The sequence below is a fragment of the Haloarchaeobius sp. FL176 genome (genome assembly GCF_024609245.1).
Classification (GTDB): Archaea; Halobacteriota; Halobacteria; order Halobacteriales; family Natrialbaceae; genus Haloarchaeobius.
In genome coordinates this window covers 229,566-253,216 of the sequence record NZ_JANJYH010000003.1, presented here as the reverse complement: position 1 = coordinate 253,216, position 23,651 = coordinate 229,566, and the positions used below count along the sequence as shown (strand labels likewise).

Annotated in this window: 24 protein-coding genes; 4 read left to right on the top strand and 20 right to left on the bottom strand. The window is 71.5% G+C overall.

The genetic code is table 11. The features are described 5' to 3' along the window. The first annotated feature begins 22 nt into the window (after window positions 1–22). On the top strand, window positions 23–892 hold the full coding sequence (locus NO978_RS07430) for a hypothetical protein (protein ID WP_257298916.1): 870 nt from the start codon (window positions 23–25) through the stop codon (window positions 890–892). A 3-nt stretch (window positions 893–895) separates the two neighbouring features. Here the strand turns inward: NO978_RS07430 and NO978_RS07425 are convergent, their stop codons facing one another. Genes NO978_RS07425 through NO978_RS07415 form a run of 3 tightly spaced genes read right to left on the bottom strand, consistent with a single transcriptional unit; the run spans window position 896 to window position 3,627 of the window. Beyond that, window positions 896–2,071: an FAD-binding oxidoreductase gene (locus NO978_RS07425; RefSeq protein WP_257298915.1), complete on the bottom strand. Its 1,176-nt coding sequence runs from the start codon at window positions 2,069–2,071 to the stop codon at window positions 896–898. Beyond that, a complete protein-coding gene (locus tag NO978_RS07420) occupies window positions 2,068–2,823 on the bottom strand; it encodes a creatininase family protein (protein WP_257298914.1) in 756 nt (251 codons plus the stop codon). The genes NO978_RS07425 and NO978_RS07420 overlap by 4 nt, the downstream gene beginning before the upstream one ends. Window positions 2,824–2,844: 21 nt before the next feature. Then, the gene (locus NO978_RS07415; protein WP_257298913.1) at window positions 2,845–3,627 is read right to left on the bottom strand and encodes a luciferase; all 783 of its coding nucleotides are present in this window, start codon (window positions 3,625–3,627) and stop codon (window positions 2,845–2,847) included. A gap of 200 nt (window positions 3,628–3,827) precedes the next feature. Between NO978_RS07415 and NO978_RS07410 the strand changes: the two genes are divergently transcribed. Then, on the top strand, window positions 3,828–4,586 hold the full coding sequence (locus NO978_RS07410; RefSeq protein WP_369684118.1) for a creatininase family protein: 759 nt from the start codon (window positions 3,828–3,830) through the stop codon (window positions 4,584–4,586). A 106-nt stretch (window positions 4,587–4,692) separates the two neighbouring features. Here the strand turns inward: NO978_RS07410 and NO978_RS07405 are convergent, their stop codons facing one another. The 6 genes from NO978_RS07405 to NO978_RS07380 form a co-directional block, all read right to left on the bottom strand. Next, a complete protein-coding gene (locus NO978_RS07405) occupies window positions 4,693–4,866 on the bottom strand; it encodes a hypothetical protein (protein ID WP_257298911.1) in 174 nt (57 codons plus the stop codon). A gap of 42 nt (window positions 4,867–4,908) precedes the next feature. Then, a complete protein-coding gene (locus tag NO978_RS07400) occupies window positions 4,909–5,484 on the bottom strand; it encodes a CoA pyrophosphatase (RefSeq protein ID WP_257298910.1) in 576 nt (191 codons plus the stop codon). A gap of 75 nt (window positions 5,485–5,559) precedes the next feature. Further along, entirely contained in the window at window positions 5,560–5,730 is a 171-nt protein-coding gene (locus tag NO978_RS07395) for a hypothetical protein (protein ID WP_257298909.1), read from the bottom strand. 66 nt (window positions 5,731–5,796) lie between these two features. Beyond that, window positions 5,797–6,258 (bottom strand): hypothetical protein, encoded by a 462-nt coding sequence (locus NO978_RS07390; protein ID WP_257298908.1) that lies wholly within the window; start codon window positions 6,256–6,258, stop codon window positions 5,797–5,799. A 30-nt stretch (window positions 6,259–6,288) separates the two neighbouring features. Beyond that, complete coding sequence (locus NO978_RS07385; protein WP_257298907.1) at window positions 6,289–7,386, bottom strand: glycosyl transferase family 2; 1,098 nt, start codon at window positions 7,384–7,386, stop codon at window positions 6,289–6,291. A gap of 66 nt (window positions 7,387–7,452) precedes the next feature. Then, window positions 7,453–8,703 (bottom strand): MFS transporter, encoded by a 1,251-nt coding sequence (locus tag NO978_RS07380; RefSeq protein WP_369684117.1) that lies wholly within the window; start codon window positions 8,701–8,703, stop codon window positions 7,453–7,455. A gap of 182 nt (window positions 8,704–8,885) precedes the next feature. On the opposite strand from NO978_RS07380, the gene NO978_RS07375 reads away from it, so the two are divergent. Continuing rightward, window positions 8,886–9,056, top strand: a complete 171-nt coding sequence (locus NO978_RS07375; protein WP_257298906.1) for an HVO_0758 family zinc finger protein — start codon at window positions 8,886–8,888, stop codon at window positions 9,054–9,056. Here the strand turns inward: NO978_RS07375 and NO978_RS07370 are convergent, their stop codons facing one another. The 11 genes from NO978_RS07370 to NO978_RS07320 all read right to left on the bottom strand — a co-directional run bounded on the left by NO978_RS07370 (window position 9,057) and on the right by NO978_RS07320 (window position 22,500). After that, window positions 9,057–10,145: an aldo/keto reductase gene (locus NO978_RS07370; RefSeq protein WP_257298905.1), complete on the bottom strand. Its 1,089-nt coding sequence runs from the start codon at window positions 10,143–10,145 to the stop codon at window positions 9,057–9,059. A 94-nt stretch (window positions 10,146–10,239) separates the two neighbouring features. Continuing rightward, entirely contained in the window at window positions 10,240–11,400 is a 1,161-nt protein-coding gene (locus tag NO978_RS07365; RefSeq protein WP_257298904.1) for a bifunctional oligoribonuclease/PAP phosphatase NrnA, read from the bottom strand. A gap of 43 nt (window positions 11,401–11,443) precedes the next feature. Further along, on the bottom strand, window positions 11,444–12,334 hold the full coding sequence (locus tag NO978_RS07360) for an SDR family oxidoreductase (RefSeq protein WP_257298903.1): 891 nt from the start codon (window positions 12,332–12,334) through the stop codon (window positions 11,444–11,446). Between the two features lie 69 nt (window positions 12,335–12,403). Next, a complete protein-coding gene (locus NO978_RS19935) occupies window positions 12,404–12,835 on the bottom strand; it encodes a DUF5791 family protein (protein ID WP_369684126.1) in 432 nt (143 codons plus the stop codon). 3,165 nt (window positions 12,836–16,000) lie between these two features. Further along, window positions 16,001–16,909, bottom strand: coding sequence for a hypothetical protein (locus NO978_RS07350; RefSeq protein WP_257298901.1), 909 nt, complete (start codon window positions 16,907–16,909; stop codon window positions 16,001–16,003). Then, window positions 16,906–17,298, bottom strand: coding sequence for a hypothetical protein (locus tag NO978_RS07345; RefSeq protein ID WP_257298900.1), 393 nt, complete (start codon window positions 17,296–17,298; stop codon window positions 16,906–16,908). The genes NO978_RS07350 and NO978_RS07345 overlap by 4 nt, the downstream gene beginning before the upstream one ends. Further along, window positions 17,276–17,752: a hypothetical protein gene (locus NO978_RS07340; protein WP_257298899.1), complete on the bottom strand. Its 477-nt coding sequence runs from the start codon at window positions 17,750–17,752 to the stop codon at window positions 17,276–17,278. The genes NO978_RS07345 and NO978_RS07340 overlap by 23 nt, the downstream gene beginning before the upstream one ends. 33 nt (window positions 17,753–17,785) lie before the next feature. Further along, entirely contained in the window at window positions 17,786–19,546 is a 1,761-nt protein-coding gene (locus NO978_RS07335) for a type II secretion system protein (protein ID WP_257298898.1), read from the bottom strand. After that, window positions 19,543–21,462 carry an ATPase, T2SS/T4P/T4SS family gene (locus NO978_RS07330; RefSeq protein ID WP_257298897.1) on the bottom strand — a complete coding sequence of 640 codons (1,920 nt, stop codon included), beginning with the start codon at window positions 21,460–21,462 and terminating at the stop codon, window positions 19,543–19,545. Before NO978_RS07330 ends, NO978_RS07335 begins: the two co-directional genes overlap by 4 nt. Window positions 21,463–21,487: 25 nt before the next feature. Beyond that, the gene (locus tag NO978_RS07325; protein WP_257298896.1) at window positions 21,488–21,943 is read right to left on the bottom strand and encodes an ABC transporter; all 456 of its coding nucleotides are present in this window, start codon (window positions 21,941–21,943) and stop codon (window positions 21,488–21,490) included. Continuing rightward, window positions 21,940–22,500 (bottom strand): hypothetical protein, encoded by a 561-nt coding sequence (locus NO978_RS07320; protein ID WP_257298895.1) that lies wholly within the window; start codon window positions 22,498–22,500, stop codon window positions 21,940–21,942. Before NO978_RS07320 ends, NO978_RS07325 begins: the two co-directional genes overlap by 4 nt. Window positions 22,501–22,576: 76 nt before the next feature. Here NO978_RS07320 and NO978_RS07315 point away from each other — a divergent pair, with 76 nt between their 5' ends. Next, window positions 22,577–23,650: a tubulin/FtsZ family protein gene (locus NO978_RS07315; RefSeq protein WP_257298894.1), complete on the top strand. Its 1,074-nt coding sequence runs from the start codon at window positions 22,577–22,579 to the stop codon at window positions 23,648–23,650. Window position 23,651 lies beyond the last annotated feature (1 nt).

The window sequence follows — 23,651 nt, the reverse complement described above, 5'->3', positions numbered from 1 at the left end:
GCTGTAGAGAGTCGAATCCAACATGGCAGGGAGACGGGATGTGTTGCGGCTCGCGGGGGCGGCGACTACCGGTGGTCTCGCGGCGGCACTCGCCGGCTGTAGTGAACGGGTGACCAGCGAAGCGCCGGAAGAGCGGTGGAGTACGTGGGCGTACGACCCAGAGACGTACGGGGAGGACTGGCAGGAGTACCAGCTGCAGTACTTCGAGCCGACGACCATGTCGCGGAACCGGATGTACTTCACCGAGGACCAGCGCAGCCAGCACTTCTTCTCCGTCCCGTGGGCCGACTTCGGCGATCTCGACTACTACCTGGAGCTGGCTGCTGGGGGCGGGAACGACCCCTATCCCACGGTGACCGTGGTCGAGGGGTCGTTCGGCGTCGACGACGTCCGGCGGAACCTCGCAGAACAGTTGACCAGAGAAGGAACAGTTGCCGGGCGCGAACTGTACGGCAGTCAGCGCGAGTACCGCTACGCGATCGACCAGGGTGAACTCGTCGTCATGGCGAACAGCACTCGGAGCGAACTGGAGGCGTACCTGCGCGACTCGGACCGTTCGTTCGTGGGGGACACACCCGCGTTCGGTCAGTTCTTCGACCGCGTCGGCGTCGGCGCGTCCACGAGGATGCGGCTCTCCGGTGACGGTATCGAAGGGTTCAGCTACAACATCGACGGCCCGACGACGACGGTGAAGGCGATGGTCCCGGGGTCGCCCGCGCTGGCGGAACGACGACAGTTCGAACGACGGGTCTCGGAGGTCGGGGCGCGGTTGGGGTATCCGGACGCGGCGACCGTCGAGTTCGAGGACAGGTCTCTGTTTCTGGAGCTCCGGATGGAGACGCGCGAAGCACCCTTCGGCCGAAGTCCGTTCTCGGTGCTCGCCGAGCGGTGACGCCTACCCGTCGACGACCATCCCCTCGACGACCGCGAACGACTCGTCGCCGTCGAACCGTGTGGGCGCGAACGGCTCGATGCCATCGCCACCCAGCATCTCCGCAGCGACCGCCTCGCCCAGCGCCGGCGCGCGCATGAAGCCGTGCCCTTGGAACCCGGTCGCGACGTAGAGCCCGTCGTCGAGTTCGCCCGCGAGCGGGTCGCGGTCGGGCGTCGCCGTGCAGAGCCCGGCCCAGGCGCGCTCGACCGAGGGTTCCCGGCCGGTGCGCTCTGCGACTGCCGTGACCGCGCCGTCGACGAACCAGTCGTCGGCCGCCCGCCGCCAGTCGTCGGGGTCGGCCTCGCGCTCCTCGGTGCCGTCACCGACGAGCAGGCCGTCGGGATGGGGGCGGAGATAGACCCCGGCGGTCGCGTCGTAGCAGACGGGCACGTTCCGGTCGAAGCTGGCGGTCAGTGCCTGCACGCGGTAGGGCTTCATCGCGATGGGAATCCCGGCGTCAGCGAGCAGCCGCTTCGTGTGCGCGCCGGCGGCGACGAGGACGGCGCCGAACGCCTGCCGCTCGCCGTCGTCGTGGAGGACGGCTGGCCCGTGTTGCCCGTCGCCGTCGAGCGCCACCCGGACCGGCGTCGCCTCCCGGACCGTCGCGCCCTCGTCGGCGGCCAGCGACGCGAGCAGCGGCGGGTAGGTCGCGGGGTCGACCACGCCGGCGTCCCGCGCCACGGCGGCGACCGCCACGTCGTCGGTCCGCAGGGTCGGGAACTCCGTCGCGAGGTCATCGGCGTCGAGCAGTGCCACGTCACGGTCGTTGGCGCGCATCCTGGGCACCTGCTCGCGGATGGCGTCGGCGCGGCGGTCGTCGCCCGTGCGGGCCAGCCAGACGTACGGCGTCTCCTCGAAGTCGAAGTCGCCGTGCCCGTCGAACGCGCGGAACCGCTCGACCGCGCGCGCCGCGACCCGGGCGTCCACGTCCTCGGCGAAGGCGTCGTAGCAGATACCCGCCGCGCGGCCGCTGCTCCCGCCCGCGACGTGTCCGGCCTCGAACAGCGTCACATCGACGTCGTGGCGAGCGAGGTCGTAGGCGGCCGTCGCACCGACCGCGCCGCCGCCGACGACGGCGACGGTGTCGGGCCCACCGTCGGTGTGCAGGTCACGGTCAGCCGGAATCCCGTCGCTCATCGGTGGGCCTCCGGCAGCAGCGCCTCGAAGGGCTGGTCGACCAGCCAGTCCACCAGCGCGTCCAGTTCGGCCGTCGCCTGCTCGAACAGCCGAGCGCCCGCCTCGGCCGAGCCGCGGGTCGGCTGGCCCACGGCACCGGAGTCCGAGAAGTCGGCGGTGTCGAAGCCGACGCTCGCGCCGTGGACGGACTTCCCCCACGAGTCGGCAGCGCCCGCCTCGGCCTCCGCCAGCCGCCCCTCGCGGACGAGGTCGGGGGCGACGTGGGCGACCATGCTCGTCTCCAGCTCGTCCGCGTGACCGATGCCGGCCTCGCCGAACAGCTCCTCGTCGAGGCCGTCGAGGTTCGACCACCAGGCCCACGGCGCGGCGAAGGCCAGCTCCTCCTGGCGGAGTCGGCGCGCCGCACGGGTGATCGCGTCCGTGTTCCCGCCGTGGCCGTTGACGACGACGGCCTTCCGGACGCCGTGGCTGGCGACGCTCGCGAGCGTGTCGGCCACGTAGTCCTCGAACGTCTCCGGAGCGGTCCAGAGCGTCCCGTCGAACTGGCGATGGTGCTCGCTCACGCCGACCGGCAGGGTCGGGAGAACGAGCGTATCGTCACGGTCCGCGACGGTGTCGGCCACCGCCTCGGCGGCCATGAAGTCCGTGCCGAGTGGCAGTGCTGGCCCGTGCTGTTCGACGCTGCCGACGGGGAGGACGGCGACCGCTGGTCCGTCACCGAGGCTCGCCGTCGTCTGGTTTGCGAGGCGCATAGCCGGGAGTGCGCCCGGCGTTCAGTTAAAGAACTCGTCCAGCCCACGGGCGGGGTAGCCGACGACGTGGTCGGCGCCGAGCTCGTGGAGCTCGTCGACCCGCTCGCGGACCGTCGCGGCGTCGCCGACGAGCGCGAAGTCGCGGCTCGCCTTCAGCAGGACCTCGCGGGCACGGCCGGTCGCCGAGGCGTCGGTCGCGCAGTCGTCGGGGAGTGCGCGGGCGACGCTGCCACGCCGGCTGATGTAGCCGCCGACCCCGTCGAGGATGGCGTCGTCGTCGCTGGCGAGCACCGTGGGCGCGTAGACGGCTATCTCGCCGTCGTAGCCGGCCGCGCGCAACGACTTCAGGTCGCGGTCGGTCGACCGTGAGAGCAGGTCGAACTGCGTGCCGCCGGCCGCGAGGGCGACGCGTTCGACGCCTTCGGTGCCGACCCAGGCGTCGTCCGCGACCTTCCGAGCGGCCCCGAGTCGGGGTGCGATGGCGCGGCCCGTCTCGCGCTCGGTCAGGTACGCGCCGTGCCCGGCGACCAGCACGCGCCCGATGCCGTCGGGCAGCTCGCGCGCCAGCGAGTCGTCGCCGAGCGGGTCGAACCCGTCGGCGCGGACGGGCGTCGTCACCCGGACCGTCGACGTGTCGGCGAGCTCGCGAAGGACGCTCGCGTCGGGCAGATGTTCTCGACCCTCGTAGTCGACGACGAGCAGGTCGGCGTCGAGGTGGACGGCGTCGGCGATGTCGACCTCGGCGGGCTTGAGTGCGATACCGTCGAGCCCCGTGCGGGCGACGGTCGCGCCGCTGGTCAACATCGGCGATCACCTCGAACGACGTCGATACCGCTCAGGAGAAGTAGGCTATCGGTCGAATGGAACGCGACCCATCGTCTTGTGGACCATGTACTCACTCCCAGGTTTCGACACGGCATAAACGTGTCGGAGGCCGCGAAACAGTGCGGTGGGTCGGCTCAGTGTGAAAGAATTTTAGACTACGGGGGAGCGACACTATCCGTATGCCTTCTCGCGGGTCAGTACGTCTTGAGGAGATGGTATGGCCAGAGGTCGAAGCGGCGCTCGAAGACGGGACACGGACCGCGATCGTCTCCGTCGGTTCGATCGAACAGCACGGTCCCCACCTGCCGTTGAACATGGACACACTGGACGGTGACGAGCTCTCGCGGCGGATAGCGGCGCAGCTGGGAGACGCAGTCGCCGCGCCGACGATCCGACCCGGCTGTTCGGGACATCACATGGCGTTCCCGGGGACGATCAGCATCCCACCGGAGACGCTGATGGACGTAATCCGGGGGTACTGCCGGTCGCTCGACGAACACGGTTTCGAACACGTCGTCCTCGTCCCGACTCACGGCGGGAACTTCGGCCCGGTCAGAACTGTGGCACCCGACGTCGCCCGACAAATCGACGCCACGGTGATTCCTCTCGCCGACCTCGACGAGCACATGCAGTTGCTGAACGAAGGCCTGAACGATGCGGGTATCGACTACGAGCAAGATGTGATCCACGCCGGCGCGGCCGAGACGGCGGTGGTGTTGGCGGTTGACGAGGAGCTCGTCAGACTGGAGGACATCGAGTCCGGTCCTGAAGGGGACATCTCCACTGCTCGCCTTCTGAGTGAGGGATTCAAAACGATCACCGAAAACGGCGTGCTCGGTGACCCGACCGAGGCGACCGCCGAAGCTGGCGAAACGATCATCCAACACGTGGTTGACACCTACGTCGACCACATCGAGCGGGAACGTCGGTCGGTCTGAGCTCGAGCCCTGGCCCGGGGCTGGCTGACGTATACCCTCGTCTGACGGAGCTTGCAGCGCCGGCCGTGTCGGTTGGACGAGGGTTCGACAGGGCCCCGTCCGCAGGTCAGCCGGGGGGCCACTCGCAGCAGGCCCCCGTCGTCAGAGCCGCCTCGTCGATATGGGCTGCGAGGCAGGTGTAGTTGCAGAACGCCCGTTCCTCGTCGTCACCGGCGTCCCGGACGTAGACCGGGTCGTGGCGCTCGACGCGGCTGTCACAGTACACACAGGGAGTCGCCATGACTGTCGGTACGGGTCACAGCGGCAAGAACGGACCCGCTTCTCACACCCGACGGTTCACGCGCTCGGGGGCGCGCCAGTCCGTCGTCAGCTCGAGCAGCTGGACGAGGATGCGGCCGGTCGCGCCCCAGACGGTGTAGCCGTCGACGGTGAAGTAGTGGATGACGATGTCCCCGTAGTACGGGTGGTCGCGGCGCTCGTAGCGGTAGTTCTCGGAGTCGAGCAGCGCGTCGACGGCGAGCATGGCGACCTCGGCGACCTCGCGCTCGTCGGGGTGGTACTCGCGGTCCGGGACGTAGCCGACGAACGGCGTGACGGCGTACTCCGTAATCGTGCGGATGTCGTCGAGGCGACCGACGAGTTCGACCTCTTCGGGGAGCAGGCCGATCTCCTCGTAGGCCTCGCGCAGTGCGGTCTCCTCGATGTCGGCGTCGCCGGGCTCGTAGCCCCCGCCGGGGAAGCTCATCTGTCCGGCGTGCTTGCCGAGGTCCTCGGAGCGCTTGGTGAAGATGAGGAACAGCCGGTCGTCGCGCTCGACGACCGGAATGAGTACGCCGGCGTCCCGCGGCTCGTCGTCGAGGGAACGTGGCGTGAACTCGGCGACACGGCGCAGGTCCATCGTCGACGGCTACGGCCTGTGGCCCTAAAGCGTTCACTCTCCGCGTCGGCCCGCCACCGCGGTCTCACCGCCGCGCTACCACTGGAAGTAGTCGGCCACGAGCAGCACGACGAGCGTCGCCACGAGGACCGCCGCCGACGGAACGATGCCGTCGGTGACGGTTGCGGTGACGACGCCGGCGAGCAGTGCAACGACGAACAGTCCACCCGTCCGCCAGGTGAACAACCGTTCGACCTGAAGGTCCATATCGGAACGACGATGCCGACGCTCAAAAGTGTGCCAGCTACTCCGCGACCCGACCGCCCGCCAGGGCTACAGTCGCGCGTCCAGCCGGCTCCGGACGTCCGTACAGTCGACGGGTGCCCACGCCTCCAGGTCGTAGGTCACGTCGAGCAGCTCGTGGGCGCGTTCCTCGTTCCCCCCGGCGAGTGCGGCGGTCGCTTCCTCGGCCAGCCGCCCGCGGACCTGCTCGCCGAGTGCCGCGCGGTCGACCTGCCGGGGCTCGACGTCCATGATATGCGGGAGGTCCTCGCCGTGGGGAGGTTCCTCGGGGAACGCCCGCGGCCCTGCGACGTACAGGGTGCGCTCGCCGTCGTCGTAGGCGACGATGTGGTACGCTTCGGTCGCGTCGTCGACCCACTCCTGGACGGTCCCGGCGTCGACGTCTTCGCCGGCACGGAACGCGACCTCCTCGACCGCCCGCCGCAGCTCCTCGCGGGTCAGGCCGCCGAAGGTGTCAACGACGCCGGCGAGCTCGTCCTCACTCAGGCGCATGTCGGGTGGCACGGGCGACGGGGTAAAGACTCATTCGACCAGCTCGTCGCTGGCGTCGCGTGCGGTCGCGGCCACGTCTCCCGGCGTGAACGCCACGTCGTCCCAGGCGGGGAGCCGCGTGTCGGTACGCGGAGCCTTGACGGAGTCCGCGTAGGCCGCGACCTGCTCGCGCTCGCCGGCCACGTCGTAGTCGAGACCGTTGAACCGCGCGTCGGCGGCGTACTGTCGGACCAGCGCGTCGGCGGTCTCCCGGTAGCGGCCGGGCAGCGTCTCGAAGTCGGGTTCCAGTCCGTGGTCGTCGAGCGCGTTGAACAGCGCCTGCCCGACCTGGTCGGCCATGTCCGAGAGCCCCGTCGGCCCCGACACCGAGCGGTGGTCGTGCTCGTGTTTCCCGAGGTCGACCTGCGCCGTGCCGCCGAAGCCGGCGTGCTCGTACGCGTCCGAGAGCATCCCGACCTCAAGCCCGAAGGCGCGCTGGGCGCGCACCTTGCGGGCGAGGTCGGCGGTCATCGCGAACTCGCCGGCGAGCGCGTAGCGGAAGGCGTCGAGGTAGTCGAGGAACGGGTGGGCGTGGGCGTCGTCGAGCGCACGCACCAGCGGCGTGAAGAACAGCCGGAACAGCCGGCCGTAGAGCTGGTTGTTCTCGACGCGGGCGTAGTAGCCCTTCGAGAACTCGAACTCGCCGGCGACCGGCCCGAGCAGCCGCGGCACGTGCCGTTCGGAGTAGGTCTTCGCGTCCGCGTCGTGGACGACGACGTACTCGGCCCGCTCGGCAGCGACGCCGAGCGCGAGCCACACGTCCCGGCCCTTGCCGAAGCCGTTGTCGAGCCCGTGGTTCGCCAGCAGCTCGGTCACGCGGTCGGCCGAACACCAGAGCAGCTCCACGTCGAGGTCGAACGAGCCGAGCCACTCGTGGAAGTCCGGGACACGCTCCGGGGGCGCGCGCAACGGCACGACGACCGCGGCGGGGTCCACCTCGGCGAGCGCCGTCAGCACGCGCTCGGCGGCCAGCCCGGCGTACTCCCGTTCGGTCATCGGGACGACGACGGCCGCGCGGTCGGTCGGCGCGTCCGGCGTCGGGTCGGTGAGGTCGTGCAGCGTGGCGACCCGTTCCTGGACGTACTCCATCGGCCGAGAGTCAGGACCACAGTCCTAAAACGGCCCCGACTGGGGAACGAGTTACCGGCGACCGGCTCACGTCTCGGCCCCGGACGGGAGCCGGTCGAGCAGGTAGAGGCCGACGAGCCCGGCCAGCACGAGCACGAGCACCGCCGCGAACCCCTGGAACGCGGCGTCGTACCCGATGCCCGCGTCGACGAGCAGGCCGACGGCGACGCTGCCGGTCGCCTGCACGAGCATCATCGACCCGGAGTAGAGCGCGTACGCCGACGCCCGGTTCTCGTCGGGGAGCGAGTCCAGCATGAACGTGTCCATCGCGGGGAACGTGCTGTGGACGATGTAGCCGAGCACGAGCGTCACCCCGACGAGCGGGAGGAAGCCCCCGACGACCGTGAGTCCGAGCAGCGAGAGGATGAACCCGCCAAGCAGCGCGAGTAGCAGCGGGACGTGGGACACCCGGTCCGCGAGGTCGCCGGTGAGCAGGAACGCCGGCACGCCCGCGAGGAAGACGAGCGTCAGCAGCGTGCGTCCCTGCGCCGCCGACAGGTCCTTGGTGACGGTCATGTACCGCACGTAGAAGTTGAACACGCCGTTCCAGACGAACCCCGTCGCGCCGAGGATGGCGAGCCCGGTGAGGATGATCTTCCACTGCCGCCGGAGCGCCGAGAGCAGGTCGCGGTCCTCCGAGCCCGCCACCGGCATCGTCGTCCGCCGCGCGACGACGTAGAAGGCAGCTGTGGTGACCGCTGTCACAGCGGCGATGGCGACGAAGACGACACGCCAGGCCTCCGTCTGCCCGAGCATCGGCACCCACCACTGGTTCCGGGCGAGCACCAGCCCGACGAACGATGGCGCGGCGACCGCCGCGAGCTGGCTCGACATGCCGTGGACGCCGATTGCGCGGCCGACCCGTCGGGGGAACAGCTCGCTCACCAGCGGGTTCGCCGCGATGAAGTACGCGCCGCTGGCGAGTCCCATACAGAGCGCGCCGACGTACAACATCGTCAGCGAGGTCGCCGCGGCGGTGAACGCGGCCGACCCGGTCAACACGATTCCGGTCCAGCCGACGACGCGGTGCCGGGGGACGCGGGTCAGCACGTAGCCCGTCGGGATGCGTGGGAGCGCGCTGCCGATCCACGCCAGCGTCGCGATGAGCCCGACCGCCCCCTCGGTGCCGATACCGAACTGCAGACGGAAGGTGTCGAGCAACGGCGCGAAGACGACCCGTGCGAAGTTCACGAGGAACACCATCGTGCAGAGCGAGCCGAACACGCCGAGTCGGCCGCCTCGTCGGTGCTCGGACTCGTTCCGTGGCTGTTCCGTCACGAACCGTGCTACTCTCGGGGTCCGTTCAAACTTTTCGAACCGAAACAGAATTGCCGCTCGTTCACGCAGCCGTGCCACCGGTGTCGACCGACCGGTATCCCCGCCGCGTCCCCCTTCTTGCCAGCGATGTGCCCGTGAGGACACCCCGGCCTTTTTGCCGCCCCCCCTCGTATCGTCGGGACATGAAATCGGTCAGGAAGGCCCTCAGGGACGGGACACTGGAGAAGGACACGTACGAGCGGCTCAACTGCACCGAGTGCAAGAAGACGCTCAAGACGAAAAACGACCCGGACGAAGTGGGCACGGTGCGGGTCTGTCCCGACTGCGGCGGCGAGTGGAAGGAGATCGGGTAGTCACTCGAACGTCCCGTCGAACGCGTCCGCACCCAGCGGCTCGAACCGTCCCGCGTCCACGTTCTCGGCGACGTGCTCGGTTCGGCTCGCGCCCACCAGCGAGGAGGTCACGCCTGGCGCCGACCGAGCGAAGTTTATCGCGCGCTGTACCGCAGTCTCGCCAGCGACGCGTGCATTCACGTCCTCGGGGAGTCCGTCTGCGAGGTCCCCCTGCAGGATGGACGCACTCGTGAACACGTCGAGGTCGGCCTCGTGTGCCAGCCGGAGCGTGCTCACTGGGCCGTCCGCGGCGGGCTGTGACTCCACGGTGAACGCGTCTGCCATGTGGACGTTGAACGGGAGCTGTATCGCCCGGAAATGCGTCGCCGCGTTCCCCGCTGCCTTCGCCGCCGACCGTGCCCGAGCGATGACCGCCGCCAGCGAGAGATAGGAGTCGTGGTCCGCCGGCACCCGGAAGCACTCCCACGACGCCACTCCGTAGTGGTCGATGTCGCCCGCCGCCGCTCGCTCCTCCAGCCGCTCGAACGCCGCCTCCAATCGGTCGTACACCGTCTCGCGGTCGTGCTCCGCGAGCTGTGTCTCCGGGTTGTGGACGTAGTAGAGGTCGATCGTATCGAGGTCGAGGTTCGCCAGCGACCGGTCCAGCTGGTCGTCGAGGAACGCCGGCGCCATGCAGTGGCTCCCCCGGACCAGCTCGTCCGGGTCGACGATGCCCGTGTCGACGTACTCAGACTGGATGTACGCGCCCGGGTCCGCCGGCCGCGAGCCGTCGAACGGGACGAATCCGCCCTTCGTCGAGACGAGGACGGCGTCGCGGTCCACGTCCGAGTCGGCGAGCGCCCGCCCGACAACCCGCTCCGAGCGCTGACACCGGTAGTTGATCGCCGTGTCGACGACGTTCACGCCCGTTGCCAGCGCCTCCACGATGGCGTCGTGGTACCGCTCGTCCACCTCGTCGGTCGGGTCGCCGAGGTACGTGCCGACGCCGATGCTCGAGACCAGACCATCACCGAACCGCCGGTAGAACGTCCGCGCGAAGGCGTCGTGGAACTCGTCGCGGTAGGCCCACGACGCATTGCTGGTGACCATGCGTGGGTGTTGTCGTGTGGCGGTGAAAAGGAGCGCGTTCGATCTCGGACGTCGGTGGCCTTCGGTACCCGTCGCTCTGGGGAGGATCAGCCAGCTACCCTCTCGACCCGGCCATCGCGTCGAACAGCCGGCGCTTGAAGTCGTCGCGGGAGACGCCGTCGGAGGGGCCGAGGCCCTCCATGTGCTCCTTCGAGAGCTGACCGCCGCCCATTCGGGCGTGGCCCCCGGCGTCCGCCATCGGGATGTCCGCGACGACCGAGCGCAGCGCCTCGCCCATGTGGATGCGGTCGTCGCGCGACCGACCGGACATGTGGACGGTGCCGTCCTGCTCGCCGAAGACGACGACGGCGCTGACACCTTCCAGATGCATCAGCTCGTCGGCGGCCTGCGGAATGGCGTCGACGTTCGGGATGGGCCCGAGGTCGCAGACGGCGAAGGGGCCGTCGACGTCCTTCTCGACGATGGCCTTCGCCTTCGTCTTGAGCACCTCGTCGGGGACCTGCGGGTTGGCGATGCGGTCGAGCAGGTCCTCGTTGACGGCCGGGTAGAGGTACCCGCTGGCGTCGAACTCGGCGGCCGAGCAGCCCTTCGTCAGGTCGTTCGTGTCGGAGAGGATGCCGTAGACGAGTCCGGTGGCGGTCTTCGACTCGAGCGCGAGGCCCTCGTCGCCGTTGCCGTGGCTAGCGTCGAGATCCTCGAAGTACTCCGCGAAGACGGTCGCACACGCGCCGTAGTCGGTCCGGATGTCGGTGTGGTCGGTGCCGGCGCCGTTGCCGGGATGGTGGTCGACGACGGCGTACGGTTCGACGCTCTGGGCACCCTGGAACCCACGTGCCGTGTTGTGGTCCACGAGAACGACCGTGTCCGATGCGAGGTCGCCAGCGGTCTCGATCTGCTCGAGTTCGAGGTCGAGAACGGTGCGGAACGCGCGGTTCTCCTGATGGCGAATCTCGCCCGGATACTGGAGGGAGGCGTCTGCGCCCGCGTGCTCACAGAGGTCTGCGGCGGCCATCCCGGCAGCCATCGCGTCCGGGTCCGGGTTCGGGTGCAGCAGTATCGACACCTCGTCGACACCACGGATAGCGCGCTCGAATCGCTCGCCGGGCGACCGACGAAGCCGCTGGACGCCGACCAGTCCCGCGCCGGCCCCCAGAACCACCGCGAGCAGCACACCGGCAGCCATCATCGGGTCGTTCGTGGCTGCGTCGACGGCGTTGGCGGCGGTTACCGAGGCCGGGGTGACAGCGAACCCCATATCCCACGTCTCACAACCGATGAGTAAGAAGGTTCCCACTCGTTCACTCTGCCCGATACCCCTCGACAGCAGCGCGATAGCCGTCCCGAAACGTCGGATATCGGAACTCGTAGCCGAGCTCGCGGAGCCGCTCGTTCGCGCAGCGCTTCGACGTCCGGATGCGTCGGCTGGCCGCGTCGGAGAGTCCGGGGTCGGCCAGTCGGTCCGCCTTGGTCTGCTTCGGCGGCTCCGGGACGCTACACTGCGTTGCGAGCCAGTCTGCGAACGCCCACTTCGAGACGGGTTCGTCGTCGACGACCTGCACGACCGAACCACGCGCGAGCTCTTCCTCCAGCAGGAAGCGGACCGAGCCGGCCGCGTCGTCCCGATGTACCATGTTGAGGTAGCCCTCCGTGACCGGGCCGGAAAGGTAGCGCTCCAGCCGGTACCGGTCGGGACCGTACAGCCCGGCGAAGCGCGCGACGGTACCGTCGATGCCGTAGGAATCCGCCGCACCGAGCGCCAGCTCCTCGGCCTCGACCAGCACCTCGGTCTTCGCCGTCGTCGGGTCGAGCGGCGTCGACTCGTCCACCCAGTCGCCGTCGTGGTCGCCGTGGACGCCCGTGCTGGAGGTGTAGACGAGGCGGTCCGGGGGCGACTCGCGGGCAGCGAAGTGGTCGAGGGCGGTCCGCAGCCCGTCGACGTAGATGTGCCGCGCAGCGTCGGCACCACGTCCGCCGGTACTCGCGGCGAACACGACTGCGTCCGCGTCGGGGACGGTCGCAAGGCTCTCGTCGTCGGTGATGTCGGCCTCGACCGCGTCGAACCCTGCCGCGTCGATGGCTGCCAGCCCGTCGGCCGAGCGCCTGACGCCGACCACGTCGTGGCCCGCCGCTGTCAGCTGTCGTCCCAGTTCGATACCGACGTAGCCGCAGCCGAGAATCGCGACGCGCATGCCCGTCGGTAGGGCGGGCGAGCGGTTAGGCGATTCGGTGTCGGGCACTGTCGTCTGCAGCCGGCCCAGCTACGGCTGGTGCGTCGCGATGACGTACTGGATGTGGACGAACTCGCGGAACGTCATCGGGGCGCGGCGCTCGATCTTCTGCTGGACCTCCGTGGCCTCCAGCTTCAGCGGCAGCTCCGCGGTCACGGCGTCGATGTCGAGGACGCCGGTCGTCATCCCGAGCAGGAGGTGCTCGCAGGCCATCTCGTGGACGGTGTCGGCGTCGGCGACGCCGTCGGCCAGCGCCTGGACCGCCGCGGCCTGCTCCAGTGTCAGCTCGTCCGGAATCTCCTTGTGAGCGAGGGACTCGACGAGCGCCCGGTCCAGGTCGGTCTCCTCGACGACGGCGTCCACGCCGTGGTCCTCGACGATGGCGGCGAGGGCGGCCGCGTACTCGGCTTCCAGCTCGGGTGGCGACTGTCCCGACACGTCGGTCCGGTGTTCGTGGAACATGGTGGTCCGTTCGGCCCGGCGTGTACAAGTCAGTGCTGCAATCGGACGCGTTTTCAGCTCCCTCCGTGCCGGTCGCCTCCGGCCAGCGGTCGGGACTGGGACAGGGCCAGCCACCGGTGTGCTCGTCCGCGACGCCGTTCCGGTCCCCGACACCCTGTTTGCCGGGTGGCACCCCGATGACGACGGCGACGCTGTTCTCGAACGCGACGCGGTCGGCGTGGCCGACTCGCTCGGCGGTGCCGTCGCCGTTCACGTCGAACGCGACCGGAGCACCGTCCCGGCTGTAGTCGAACCCGCCCGGCGTCGCTGGCGTCCCCCTATCCGCTCGCACGGCGAACCGCGGGTAGGTCCCGCGGACCTCGACCACCCAGACGTTCGTCGTGACGACCCACGAGTACACTGGGACCAGCGGGACGCCCGAGAACGCGTGTGGCACCTCCTCGTCGCTGCTGCCGTTCAGATACCCCTCGACGCCGTTCTGGAGGGCCGACTGTGCACCGGCCGAGACGAGGCTCCGTTGTCGGTCGCGGAGGAAGCGGCTCGCGTCCCCGACCGGGCCCTGCGGCAGCCGCGCGGCTTCGGACTGCCTGGCGGTACGGAGCGCGGTCCTCGTCCTGAGACGGAGCTCGTCGCGCTGTCGGGCGCTCGGAGCCGCCCCACCGCCGCCGCCGGCCGCTATTCGGTCCGCGGCCTCGCGGGCGATGTGGGGCACCAGCGACCCGTTCACGACTGCCTCCGCTCGCTCTGCGTCCGTCGAATACCGCCCGTACGCGGCGACGACGGCGGCGTCCGCCTCGGGGTACGCGAGCGCGGTACTGGTCGCGAGGTCGGTCGCGACCTGCGCTCGGACGCTCGCCAGCGACCTGCCGACCGCGTCACGGAGCCGCGCCCGGCGCTGACGTGCACTGGCGTTCTCGGCGACACGGCCGGCGTGCTCCATCGCGGCGAGTACCGGACTCCCGGTCGCGAGCGCGACCCGGTCGCCGCTGGCCCCCTCGTCGACCTGTCGAGTCACGGTGTCGGCGGCCTCGCCGTACGGCACTGTGAACAGGTTCAGGTTGCGTGCGGCAAGCGGTGCGGAGCCGTCCGCCCGTACTGCTCGCGCACGGTCGGTGTCGAGCTCGCTCGTGACGAGGTACGACGGGGCAGCAGCCACCTCGAACGAGAGCTGACCCGCCGGCCCGTCGCTCCCCACGGCCGGGGCAGCCCGGTTGCTGGTGTTCGCGCTCGCGTCCATCGTCGCGTCGGCCTCGGCGAGCGAGTGGCCGTGGTCCGAGAGGGCCTCGTCCGCCCCGTCGCGGCTCCGGGCGGTCGCGTCGGCACGCGATTCGAGTTCGTCGTGGAGCCGGTCGAGGTAGGCGACCCGGGCGGCGGTCCGGAGCCGGGCCGAGACACTCCGATACGGGTCGGCCGCCGAGACGAGTTCGGGACGGTCGGCCGCGATGCCGTCGGCCAACGAGGCGGCCGGGGTCGCGGTCGTCACGAGGTCGCCACGCGTCGTCGTCACCGAGCGGTTCCGCGTCCGGTCCCGCAGCGCCGCCGCAGCGAGATACGCCGTCTCGGTAGCGTCTTCAGACGGGGTACCGAAGACCACCGTCTGCGACTCGTCGAGTTGGCCCCTCGCGGCCGCGGCGGCGACGGCGTCCGGGCCGCCGCGGTCGGCGACGACCGACCGCACGCGCTGGCGGACCGCTGACGGTGTCTCCCCGCCGAGCACGCCGCCCGGCTCGAACGCACCCGCGACGCGGCCATCGGAGCCCGGTGCGAGCGCGGCGGGTGCCGCGTCGACGGCGACGCCGATCCGGTACGTCCGGTTCGACGTACGCTCGGTCTCGGTGCGGTTCCCGCCCCGGACCCAGACCGTGGTCGTCGTCTCGGTGACAGTAACGACTCGCTCGAACGTCAGGAACCGCGTCGACCCAGAGGCGCGCGGGGGAACCGGTGCGGAGCCGGTGTCGACCGTCACCGCTCGGGTGCTGCGACGCCCTCGTCGCTCCCAGCCCTGCCCGGGTGGTATCGCGGGTAGCGCTGGCTCCGCGGCTACCTGCCTCGAAGCCGCGTGGACCCGCACCGACGCGCTGTAGGTCCGTCGGACGACCTGTTCGAGGGTCGGCCCGTCCTCGCCGTCGAGCAGCCGGCGGAAGGCCTGTGGCGCACTTTCGTTCACCCCGACCGTCACGGGGTCATCGTGCGTCGTCGGTGGGGTACCCGTCTCGGGGACCGGAGACACGTCGGGGGTTGCGTCGCCGAACGAGCCGTCCGGCTCCCCGAGGACGAGATCGGTCCACTGGGCCGGACTGATGCCGGTCTCGCCCGGTGTCTGATCGAGCGCCTCCTGTGCCAGCAGCCGGCCGCGGGCACGGCCGAGGGCCCGTCGTCCGGCATCGTCGCTCGTGCCGAAGACGCCGCGCTGGGTGGCGAGTGCGGCCTCGTTCGCCGACAGCGAGACGTGCCGGTTCCCCAGGACGTTGTCGACCGGGAGGCCGCCGAACTGTGCGTAGCCGCGGGCCCACGTCCAGGCGTACAGCCGCGAGGCGAACTGCCGTCCGAGCCCACGTCCCTCGGTCGGGCCGCGGTTCAGCCGTTGCTGGTACTCGGTCACCCGGTCGTGGGCGACCAGCACCGGCGTTGAGCCCGTGAACCGGACCGTCCTCGTGCGGCGGTCGACGAAGCGGTCGTGCCGCCAGAGCGACACCGAGACGTTCGCGATGGCCACGGAGACCGTCCCGTTGCCAGTCCGAGCGAGCGAGACACGTTCGATGGCGGCCCGCGCGTCGGCCGGCCCACCGATTGCCGGGAGGTCGGCCGTCACCCGTGCGTCCCCGGCGCTGGCATCGACGCCGGCGAGCGCCCGGCGTGCCTGCAGGTACACCCGGAGTTCGAGCGCGTCACGGAACGCCCGCGACTCGTTCAGCACCCGTCCGTACGTCGTGTTCGCGGGAGTGACGACCGGATCGGCGGCCGCGTTCCGGGCCGCGCGGTCGACCGCCGCCCGGAGGGCCGTCGTCACAGCGGCGTCGGCGCGCTCCATCGCGGCGTCGCCGTCGGCCTCGGCACCGCCGGACGGCCGCGTGAGGAACGTCGTCGCGAGCGTCGCGCTACTCACGAGCAGCAGCACGCCGACGATGGCGAACGGGACGCGTGCCCGTTCGTCGTCCGCGAGTCTCACGCGGACCACGTCCTGACGGTGACCGTGGCAGTCTCGACCGAGACCAGCGCCGTGGCGTCGGCGGGTTCGTCGGTTCTCGCGTCGAGGTCGCCCGCGTATCGTGCTGCGAGCGCCTCGACGAGGATACCGTTCGCCCGCCTGACCGAGCCGTCGCCCACAGCACCGTCGAGTCCGACACCCAGTGTGGCCGCAGTCCGGCGATACCGTCCGGCAGTCCGGCGGTCTGCCGGCGAGCCGGCCACGAGTGCGAGTCGGGTCGGTTCGGGCGGGAACAGGCGTGTGACCGTCGCGCTCGCGGCTCGCCGTGCGACTGCATCGACGGTCCCTGCGTCCCCATCGGCGCGAGCACGGGGGGTCCCCTCCGCAACGGGCACGCGGAGCGTCGCGGTGTGGGCGTCGATGCCCGGTGGCGGGTCGTCGCCGACCGTCACGCGCCCACCGAGCGGTGCGTCGGGGTACGCCCGCCACGTGACGACGACCTGCCAGGCGGCGTGGATTCCCGCGAGGCGATGCCGGGTCGCGTTCCGGATGCCCTGCTCGAACTGGGAGGGGTCCGTGCTCTCGTTGTCGGCCACGTCGGCGACTGCGGCACGGGCGAGGAGGTCCGCGACGGTCCCGTGGGCGGTTCGACAGCCATCGGGCCGCGTCTCGCCGGTGGCCGGTCGACACGCGGCGGTCGCGCGTTCGGGGGTGGTGCCACCACCCCCACTCGTCCCGTAATGCACCGTCGCGGTCGTCGTTCCGAGCAACGAGGCCGCGTGGTCGGCGCTGTTCGAGTCGTCCGGGACCGGTCGGTCGCCCGTCGTGAGGACGCCGACGGCGGCGGTGACGAACAGCAGGCAGACCGCCACGTCGAGCACCGTGCTGACGGCGCGAGCATCGCCGCTGTCGGTGGGGCGACTCACGACCACACCTCCACGCGGAGCCGGCCCGACACGACCACGCCCGCCGCGATACGGACGCTGACCGGGCGCGCGGCGGTCGCAGCGGTCGGCGGGGCTGCCGGGCCCACGCGCCAGCGTTCGCCGTCGGCTGCGAGCGTCACCGCGACGTGGTAGCCGTCCGGGCCGGCCGCGAGCGTATCGGACAGCTCGGCGGGATCGGCGACACCGCTCGCGGTCAGCGACTCGTGGACACGCGAGAGCGTTGGCTCCGCGACCCGGCGCGAGTCCTCGGCGGCAGGGAGTGAGTCGAGCGCGCCGGCGTACAGAGTGAGCCCGACCGCGACGGCGAAGACGGCGACGAGTGCGGCGGTCGGCTCGACCTGCGCCCTACGCGTCGACCAGTGTGACATCCACGTCACCCCATTCGAGATGTCTGACGACGAGTCGGTCGGCCGCAGGACGCCAGCCGGCGGCGCTCCCACGCTCTCTTGCGGTCTCGATGGCCGCCTCGAAGGCGGTCAGCGAGGCGAACGCCCGCCCCGGGGGGACGCCACGCGCGACTCGAGCGAGCGCGGGATCGTCGCCGACGGGGACGACGGGCCCGAACGCGAACGTCGCGTGGCTCGTCTCGCCGTCGGTCCGGAGCGCGAGCCGCTGCGGGCGGAGCCGGACCCGGTCTGCGTCGAGGGGATGCTCGGCGGCGCTCGCGTAGGTCGAGCCGGCGACGGCGTCGACGGTGTTCGCGGCGGCGGCCGCGTCAGGTGCGGGCTGGCTGGGCAGGTCCGTCGCGACGCCGGTGACGGCGACGCTGGCGAGCGCGACGGCGACACAGGTGTACCAGGCGTCGGGTGGTGCGTCGAACATGCCGACTCTGGCCGCGTGTTCGTACTTGAACCCTCAGACGAGGACGCCCGCAGCGACGACGCTTCCGACGTAGACGCAGACGGCGGTCGGGAGCGCGCGGCCGACGTGATGGCCGACGAGGGCGCGGTCGAGACCGTGGCGGAGTCCGGTCGAGAGAACGGTGAGGACGACCGCCAGCAGACAGACGTATATCCCGACGACCAGGCCGAGCTCGGCCGTCGGGAGCGGCGGGACGCCTGTGGCACTGCTCGCTGTTCCTCCACCTCGGCCACCGAGTCCTGCCGCAGCTCCCCCGCCGGCGTCGCCGCCCATCCCCGCCGCCAGGGCGACGGTCGCACCGGCGACGAGCGGGCCGAACGTCGTCGCCGTGCTGGCGAGCGTGCCCGTCACGCGGGCGAGGTCGTGCCGGCACTCGCGTTCGAGCGCCTGCAGGTCGGCGAGGTGGTCGGCCATCGAGACGAGTGCCCGCCCCGCCGGCGCGCCCTCCTCGCTAGCGAGGCCGAGCAGGGTGGCGGTCCCCCTCGCCCGTGGACTCGGTACGTCCGCGAGCGCGCCGTGGTCGCCGAGGAACGCGCGCTCGACGCCGACGCGGAGCTGGCGCTGGCGGTCGGCGGCCGTGGCGAAGGTCGCACCGGTTTCGCCCTCGACCTCCGCGGCGGCCCGTTCGACGGCCGACTCGACGGCGGTCCCCTCGCTCACGCGTCGGCCGACGAGGTAGAGTGCATCGACGAGGCCCGCCTCGACGGCCCGCGCGTGGTCCCTGACCGCCGCGATGGGGCGATAGCGGACGAGGAGTGTGACGCCGGCCCCCATCGCGACGCCGACCAGCGGTGGCGCCCACGCCGGTGCGACGACAGCTGCCAGCGCCGCGCTCGCGAGGCCGGCACCGAGTCCGACGGCGACCGCGCGCCCTGGATGGTCGGGCACGTCGGGGTGCGAGCGCGGCACCGACGGTGGCGGAAACGCCACCGGACGACGGGTGAACAGCCAGCCGCTCGCGGCGAGCAGGCACCCGGGGAGCGCCACGTCGTAAACCAGTACCAGCGCGCCGACGGTGACCGGGACGCCGGCGACCCGTGCTGCGGGGAGCACGGCGACGAGCGCGAGCGGCAGGAGCACGCCGAAAGCGTAGAGCCCGGTCGCTGGCCCCTGGATGCGGGCACCGAACTCGGCCATCCGGTCGCGGGTCCCGCGCGTGACGGCGGTCATCGCCCGGTCGAGGCTCCGTCCTCGCTCCCCCGACGGCGCGTCGGCGGCCGCGTCGACGAGGTGGAGGGCTCGACGGAGCGCGGGGAACTCCTCGCCCCACTCGTCAGCGAAGCTGCCGAGCCCGGAGCCGGGCCCGCCGCGGGCACCTCGAACGTGGGCCGCGAGGCTCCGCGCCAACGGCCCGTCGTCGGTCTCGGCGGCGAAGGCGGCGGCACGCTCGGCGGCCGGTTCGACGTGCATCCGCAGGACGGCACGCCCGACGAGGCCCGGTGCATCGCCGAGAGCTGCCGTCCGGCGAGCCCTGGCCAGTGCTCCCGGGGTAGCGTGGACGACGTGTGTCGCTGCGAGCCCGGAGGCGGCGGCCACCAGCGGGACGGTCATCGACGCGAGCGAGAGCACGACTGCGGCGGCGGTGCCGGCGAGTGCCGCCAGCGTGCCGGCGACGTAGCCCGCCCGGACGACCGTCGCGGCGTCGAGGTCGCTTCCGACAAAGCCGAGTGCTCGAGTGAGGTCGTCGCTCGGCTCGACCGGCCACGGGTAGCCACGGGCCAGCGCTCGAACGGCTGCGGCGACCAGGGTGCTCACGGCCGTCCACCCGCTACAGGTGCCATCGCTTCGGGACCGGTCCGCCCGTCCTCGGCCAGCGAGGCGATGGCGTCGGCGCGCTTTACCACCTGCGTTCGCACGTCTGCGTAGGATTCGCCGGGACGAGCGAGCGTCGCGACGAGTTGGCTCTCGCCACGGTCGATGCGCCCCGTGGATTCGAGCGTGCGGCCGTCGAGTTCGAACAGCGGCGCGAAGGTGACGCCGTCGTCCCCGACGGCGCGGACCTCCTCGATGCGGCAGACGCGCCGAACGCTTCCATCAGGAGTGTCGAGCGGCCGGAGCGTGACGACGAGGTCGGTGACGGCGAACGAGGACACCGGCACGCCGAGGTCCGAGACGACGCGTTCTCGGACGTCCGCGCCGCCGTCGCCGTGGATGGTCCCCAGCACCGCACTCCCGCTCGCGCCGACGCGCATCGCCTCGTACAGCACCTGGGCCTCCTCGCCGCGGACCTCGCCGACGACGAGGGCACCCTCCCCCAGTCGGAGTGCGGTCCGGAGTGCCTCGTCCGGGGCGACGCTCGGCCCGTCGTCAGTCGCGGTCCGGAGTGCCTGCACGTCCCGGCCGTGTGTCTGCAGGCTCGCGACGGGGAGTTCGGGCGTGTCCTCGATGACGACGGTTCTCGTCTCGACGGGCAGCTCCCAGAGCAGCGCGCCGAGGGTCGTGGTCTTGCCAGCGCCGCGGGTCCCGGCGACGAGCGTCGCGGCAGCACGCTCGACGGCCAGCGAGAGCACCGCGGCGGCTCGCGGCGTCACCGAGTCGACCGCGACGAGCCGTGGAAGCGTCCACGCCTCGGTCCCCGAGCGCCGGAATGCGAAGCCGTAGCCGTCGCTCACCGGCTCGGTGACCCCCGCGACCCTGACCTGGGTGCCGGCGACGGTCGCCGTCGCGTCGAGCGTCGGGCTGGCTCTGGAGAACGCGCGGCCGCTCTCGCGACGGAAGCGCGAGGCGAGCGCCGCCGCGCCGTCCGCGGTCAGTCGGACGTTCGTCGGCATCGTGTGGCCGTCGGCCGTGACCCGGAGCGGTGTCCCGGTGACCGGCGCGGAGGCGAACACGTCCGAGACCGCGTCGTCGGCGAAGCAGTCGGTCAGCACGCCGTAGCCACGGGTGTGCTTCCGCAGGACCGCCGAGAGCGTCTCGACCGGGTCGTCGTCCCCTGCGACGGTACGAACGGCCCGTCCCGGTGCCCGCTGGCCGCCTCCGTCCGTCTCCCGGGTGCCCGACGCGAGCCGTTCGTAGGCGGCGTCGAGCGTCCGGAGGCTCGCACCGTCCAGCCGGTGCTCGGCGGGCTCGACGTGGTAGCGACGTCGTCCGGCTGTATCCTCGTACTCGCGGACCGCTGCGTCCGTGTCCGTCTCGCGGGCTCCGAGCAGCGTCGCGCCCGGTGGTGGCGTCGCAGCGACCCTGGCACGGGCCAGTGACGGGCCGACGTACGGCCGGAGGACTGCCTCGTACGGGCTGTGCTCCGAATCTGTCGACGTAAACTCGCGGGCACGCTCTGCGGCGAGTGCGAGGCCCGTCTCGGCGGCCGCATCGGCGACCTGGCCGGTGCGAGCCTCCGCGTCAGCTGCCGCACGGAGGGGGTCCCGTTCCGCCCGTTCGGCCAGGGCCGGGTCGCGGTGGGCGACGGTCTCGGCGAAGCGCCCGGCGGCGACGAGCAGCGCCGCGGCGTCGTCCTCGTAGGCGCGGTCCAGGCCGTCGGCCCGACAGACAACGCGGTCGGCGTCGCGCGAGGCGAGAGCGCCGACGACGGTGGCGCGGCAGTCCTGCTCGGTCGCGAGGTCCCCCCGCCCGTCGCAGTCGCTCGCGTCGACCAGCAGCCGGTCGGGCTCGAACGTGGGCCGGCAGCCACAGCGCTCCTGATCGTCGGTCAGCAGCGAACGGAGTACTTCCATGCCGACTCTGGCCGCCCGTTCCGGTTTAAACTCCAGTTCGCTGGACACGGACCCCGTTCGGCGCGAGCGACAGTCGGAGTTCGTGGTGCCCGCCGCCCTCTAGCACGAGCGGCCCCTCGCCGCCGGTGCGGAGCGGGAACGGGAGCTCGATAGTTCGAGGCTCGCCGCCGGTGACCGCGTACGCGACGAGGTGCGGGTCGGGGGTCGCGGAGCCGGGCCGGCCGCCGAGTGCGACCCAGTCGACGCGCGCCGTCGTCCAGCTCTCGCCCGGCACCCGGAGCGTGACGAATCGGCGTGCGCCGGTCGCTGGGTCCGGCGTCGGGTCCTCCCTGTCGAGCAGTGCCGTCCCGGCGCGTTCGAGGGTCGTCAGCTCCGTGGCGACGACGCGGTCGCTCCGGTACTCGCGGGCCTCGGCTGCGGCGGGGGCGGCGACGGCGAACAGGGCGAGCGTGACGGCGACCGCGAGGACGACTCGCGTCACAGCCGCTCCCGGAGCCGGGCGAGCACCCCCGGGGTCGGGTCGCTGTCGTCCTCGCGTTCGAAGCGCGGTGCGGGCGAGGTCGGCCACCCGGCGTCGAGCGTCCGCTCGCGTCGACCCCCGGCTGGCGGCTCCTCGGCTTGCGGGCCGTCGTCGCGCTGGCCACTACAGTGGGGACAGGGTTCGTCGCGACCGGCGTCCCGGCGTTCTGGCACCGGCGTCGACGCCGACTCCAACTCGTCGACGCGGTTCTCCAACGTCTCGACCGCGGCGAGCGCAGCGTCGGCACGCTCCTCGACCCGCTCGTCGACCGACCGGACCTTGCCGGCGTAGCCACGGAGCGCCTGGACCGCGGCTTCGAGGTCCGCGATGGCCGTCTCGGCTGCGTCGAGGCGCGACTCGAGGTCGTCGAACTGGTCGCCGTCTCTCGCGTGTGGCGGTGCCGACTGCCGAGGGGTGCTCGCCTCGTCAGGCGGTGTCGTCACGCTCGCGGCACGGTCGTCTGAGCCGTCCAGCGCACGTTCGACGGCGCGGAGCCTGTCGTCGAGGGCGTCGGGCATGACCGCTCTGGCCGCGGCATCCCACAAAAACGATTCGTCGGAACGTTTACACCCGTCGTCCACGGAGAGTTCCGACATGAAAGTCGTCCTGATTGGTGTCGGCCAGGCCGGCGGGAAGCTCACACAGGCCCTGGCCGAGTTCGACTACGAGATGGACTTCGACGCCGTCCGCGGTGCGCTCGCGGTGAACACGGCCGAGACGGACCTCCAGACGCTCGACATCGAGACACAGCTCATCGGCCAGGACCGCGTGCGCGGTCACGGCGTCGGCGGTGACAACGAGCTCGGGGCCGAGGTGATGCAGGAGGACGCCATCGAGGTGATGGACGGCCTCGACGGGAAGATCACTGCGGAGGCCGAGGCGATCTTCGTCGTCGCCGGGCTCGGCGGCGGCACCGGGTCCGGCGGCGCGCCCGTGCTCGTCCGCGAGTTGAAACGTGTCTACGACGTCCCCGTCTACACGCTCGGCGTCCTCCCCGGGCGCGGCGAGGGCTCGATGTATCAGGCCAACGCCGGGCGCTCGCTGAAGACCATCGTCCGTGAGGCCGACTCGACCATCCTCGTCGACAACGACGCCTGGCACGACGCCGGTGAGTCCGTCGAGGCCGCCTTCGACACCATCAACCGGAACATCGCCCAGCGCATCGGCCTGCTGTTCGCCTCCGGGGAGAACGTCGAGGGCGTCGGCGAGTCCGTCGTCGACTCCTCGGAGATCATCAACACGCTGCGCGAGGGCGGCATCGCCTGCGTCGGCTACGCCAGCGCGGCCGGCGGCGAGGACGCCGAGGACAACATCAACGCGGTAACGAGCATCACGCGCTCGGCGCTGTTCACCGGGACGAGCCTCCCCGACGCGGTGACGGCGGACGCGGCCCTCCTCGTCGTCGCCGGTCGGCCGGACGCCATCCCCCGCAAGGGCGTCGAGCGCGCCCGGAGCTGGGTCGAGGACCAGACCGGCAGCCTCCAGGTCCGCGGCGGTGACTTCCCGCTCGACTCCGACCGCATCGCCGCGCTGGTGCTGCTCGGCGGCGTCGAACGCTCCCCGCGCATCGACGAGTTCATGGAGCGCGCGAGGGAGGCACAGGAGGAACAGGAGCAGGTCGACCACACCGCAGCCTTCCAGAACGACGAGCTCGACGACCTGTTCTGAG

Coding starts and splice junctions, on each gene's coding strand:
- NO978_RS07320 (WP_257298895.1), bottom strand. CDS start 22,500: ATGCCCGACGCCCTCGACGACAGGCTCCGCGCCGTCGAACGTGCGCTG.
- NO978_RS07410 (WP_369684118.1), top strand. CDS start 3,828: ATGCCTTCTCGCGGGTCAGTACGTCTTGAGGAGATGGTATGGCCAGAG.
- NO978_RS07315 (WP_257298894.1), top strand. CDS start 22,577: ATGAAAGTCGTCCTGATTGGTGTCGGCCAGGCCGGCGGGAAGCTCACA.
- NO978_RS07405 (WP_257298911.1), bottom strand. CDS start 4,866: ATGGCGACTCCCTGTGTGTACTGTGACAGCCGCGTCGAGCGCCACGAC.
- NO978_RS07385 (WP_257298907.1), bottom strand. CDS start 7,386: ATGGAGTACGTCCAGGAACGGGTCGCCACGCTGCACGACCTCACCGAC.
- NO978_RS07415 (WP_257298913.1), bottom strand. CDS start 3,627: ATGTTGACCAGCGGCGCGACCGTCGCCCGCACGGGGCTCGACGGTATC.
- NO978_RS07420 (WP_257298914.1), bottom strand. CDS start 2,823: ATGCGCCTCGCAAACCAGACGACGGCGAGCCTCGGTGACGGACCAGCG.
- NO978_RS07425 (WP_257298915.1), bottom strand. CDS start 2,071: ATGAGCGACGGGATTCCGGCTGACCGTGACCTGCACACCGACGGTGGG.
- NO978_RS19935 (WP_369684126.1), bottom strand. CDS start 12,835: ATGTTCCACGAACACCGGACCGACGTGTCGGGACAGTCGCCACCCGAG.
- NO978_RS07370 (WP_257298905.1), bottom strand. CDS start 10,145: ATGGTCACCAGCAATGCGTCGTGGGCCTACCGCGACGAGTTCCACGAC.
- NO978_RS07360 (WP_257298903.1), bottom strand. CDS start 12,334: ATGCGCGTCGCGATTCTCGGCTGCGGCTACGTCGGTATCGAACTGGGA.
- NO978_RS07330 (WP_257298897.1), bottom strand. CDS start 21,462: ATGGAAGTACTCCGTTCGCTGCTGACCGACGATCAGGAGCGCTGTGGC.
- NO978_RS07345 (WP_257298900.1), bottom strand. CDS start 17,298: ATGTCACACTGGTCGACGCGTAGGGCGCAGGTCGAGCCGACCGCCGCA.
- NO978_RS07375 (WP_257298906.1), top strand. CDS start 8,886: ATGAAATCGGTCAGGAAGGCCCTCAGGGACGGGACACTGGAGAAGGAC.
- NO978_RS07340 (WP_257298899.1), bottom strand. CDS start 17,752: ATGTTCGACGCACCACCCGACGCCTGGTACACCTGTGTCGCCGTCGCG.
- NO978_RS07395 (WP_257298909.1), bottom strand. CDS start 5,730: ATGGACCTTCAGGTCGAACGGTTGTTCACCTGGCGGACGGGTGGACTG.
- NO978_RS07400 (WP_257298910.1), bottom strand. CDS start 5,484: ATGGACCTGCGCCGTGTCGCCGAGTTCACGCCACGTTCCCTCGACGAC.
- NO978_RS07390 (WP_257298908.1), bottom strand. CDS start 6,258: ATGCGCCTGAGTGAGGACGAGCTCGCCGGCGTCGTTGACACCTTCGGC.
- NO978_RS07430 (WP_257298916.1), top strand. CDS start 23: ATGGCAGGGAGACGGGATGTGTTGCGGCTCGCGGGGGCGGCGACTACC.
- NO978_RS07365 (WP_257298904.1), bottom strand. CDS start 11,400: ATGGGGTTCGCTGTCACCCCGGCCTCGGTAACCGCCGCCAACGCCGTC.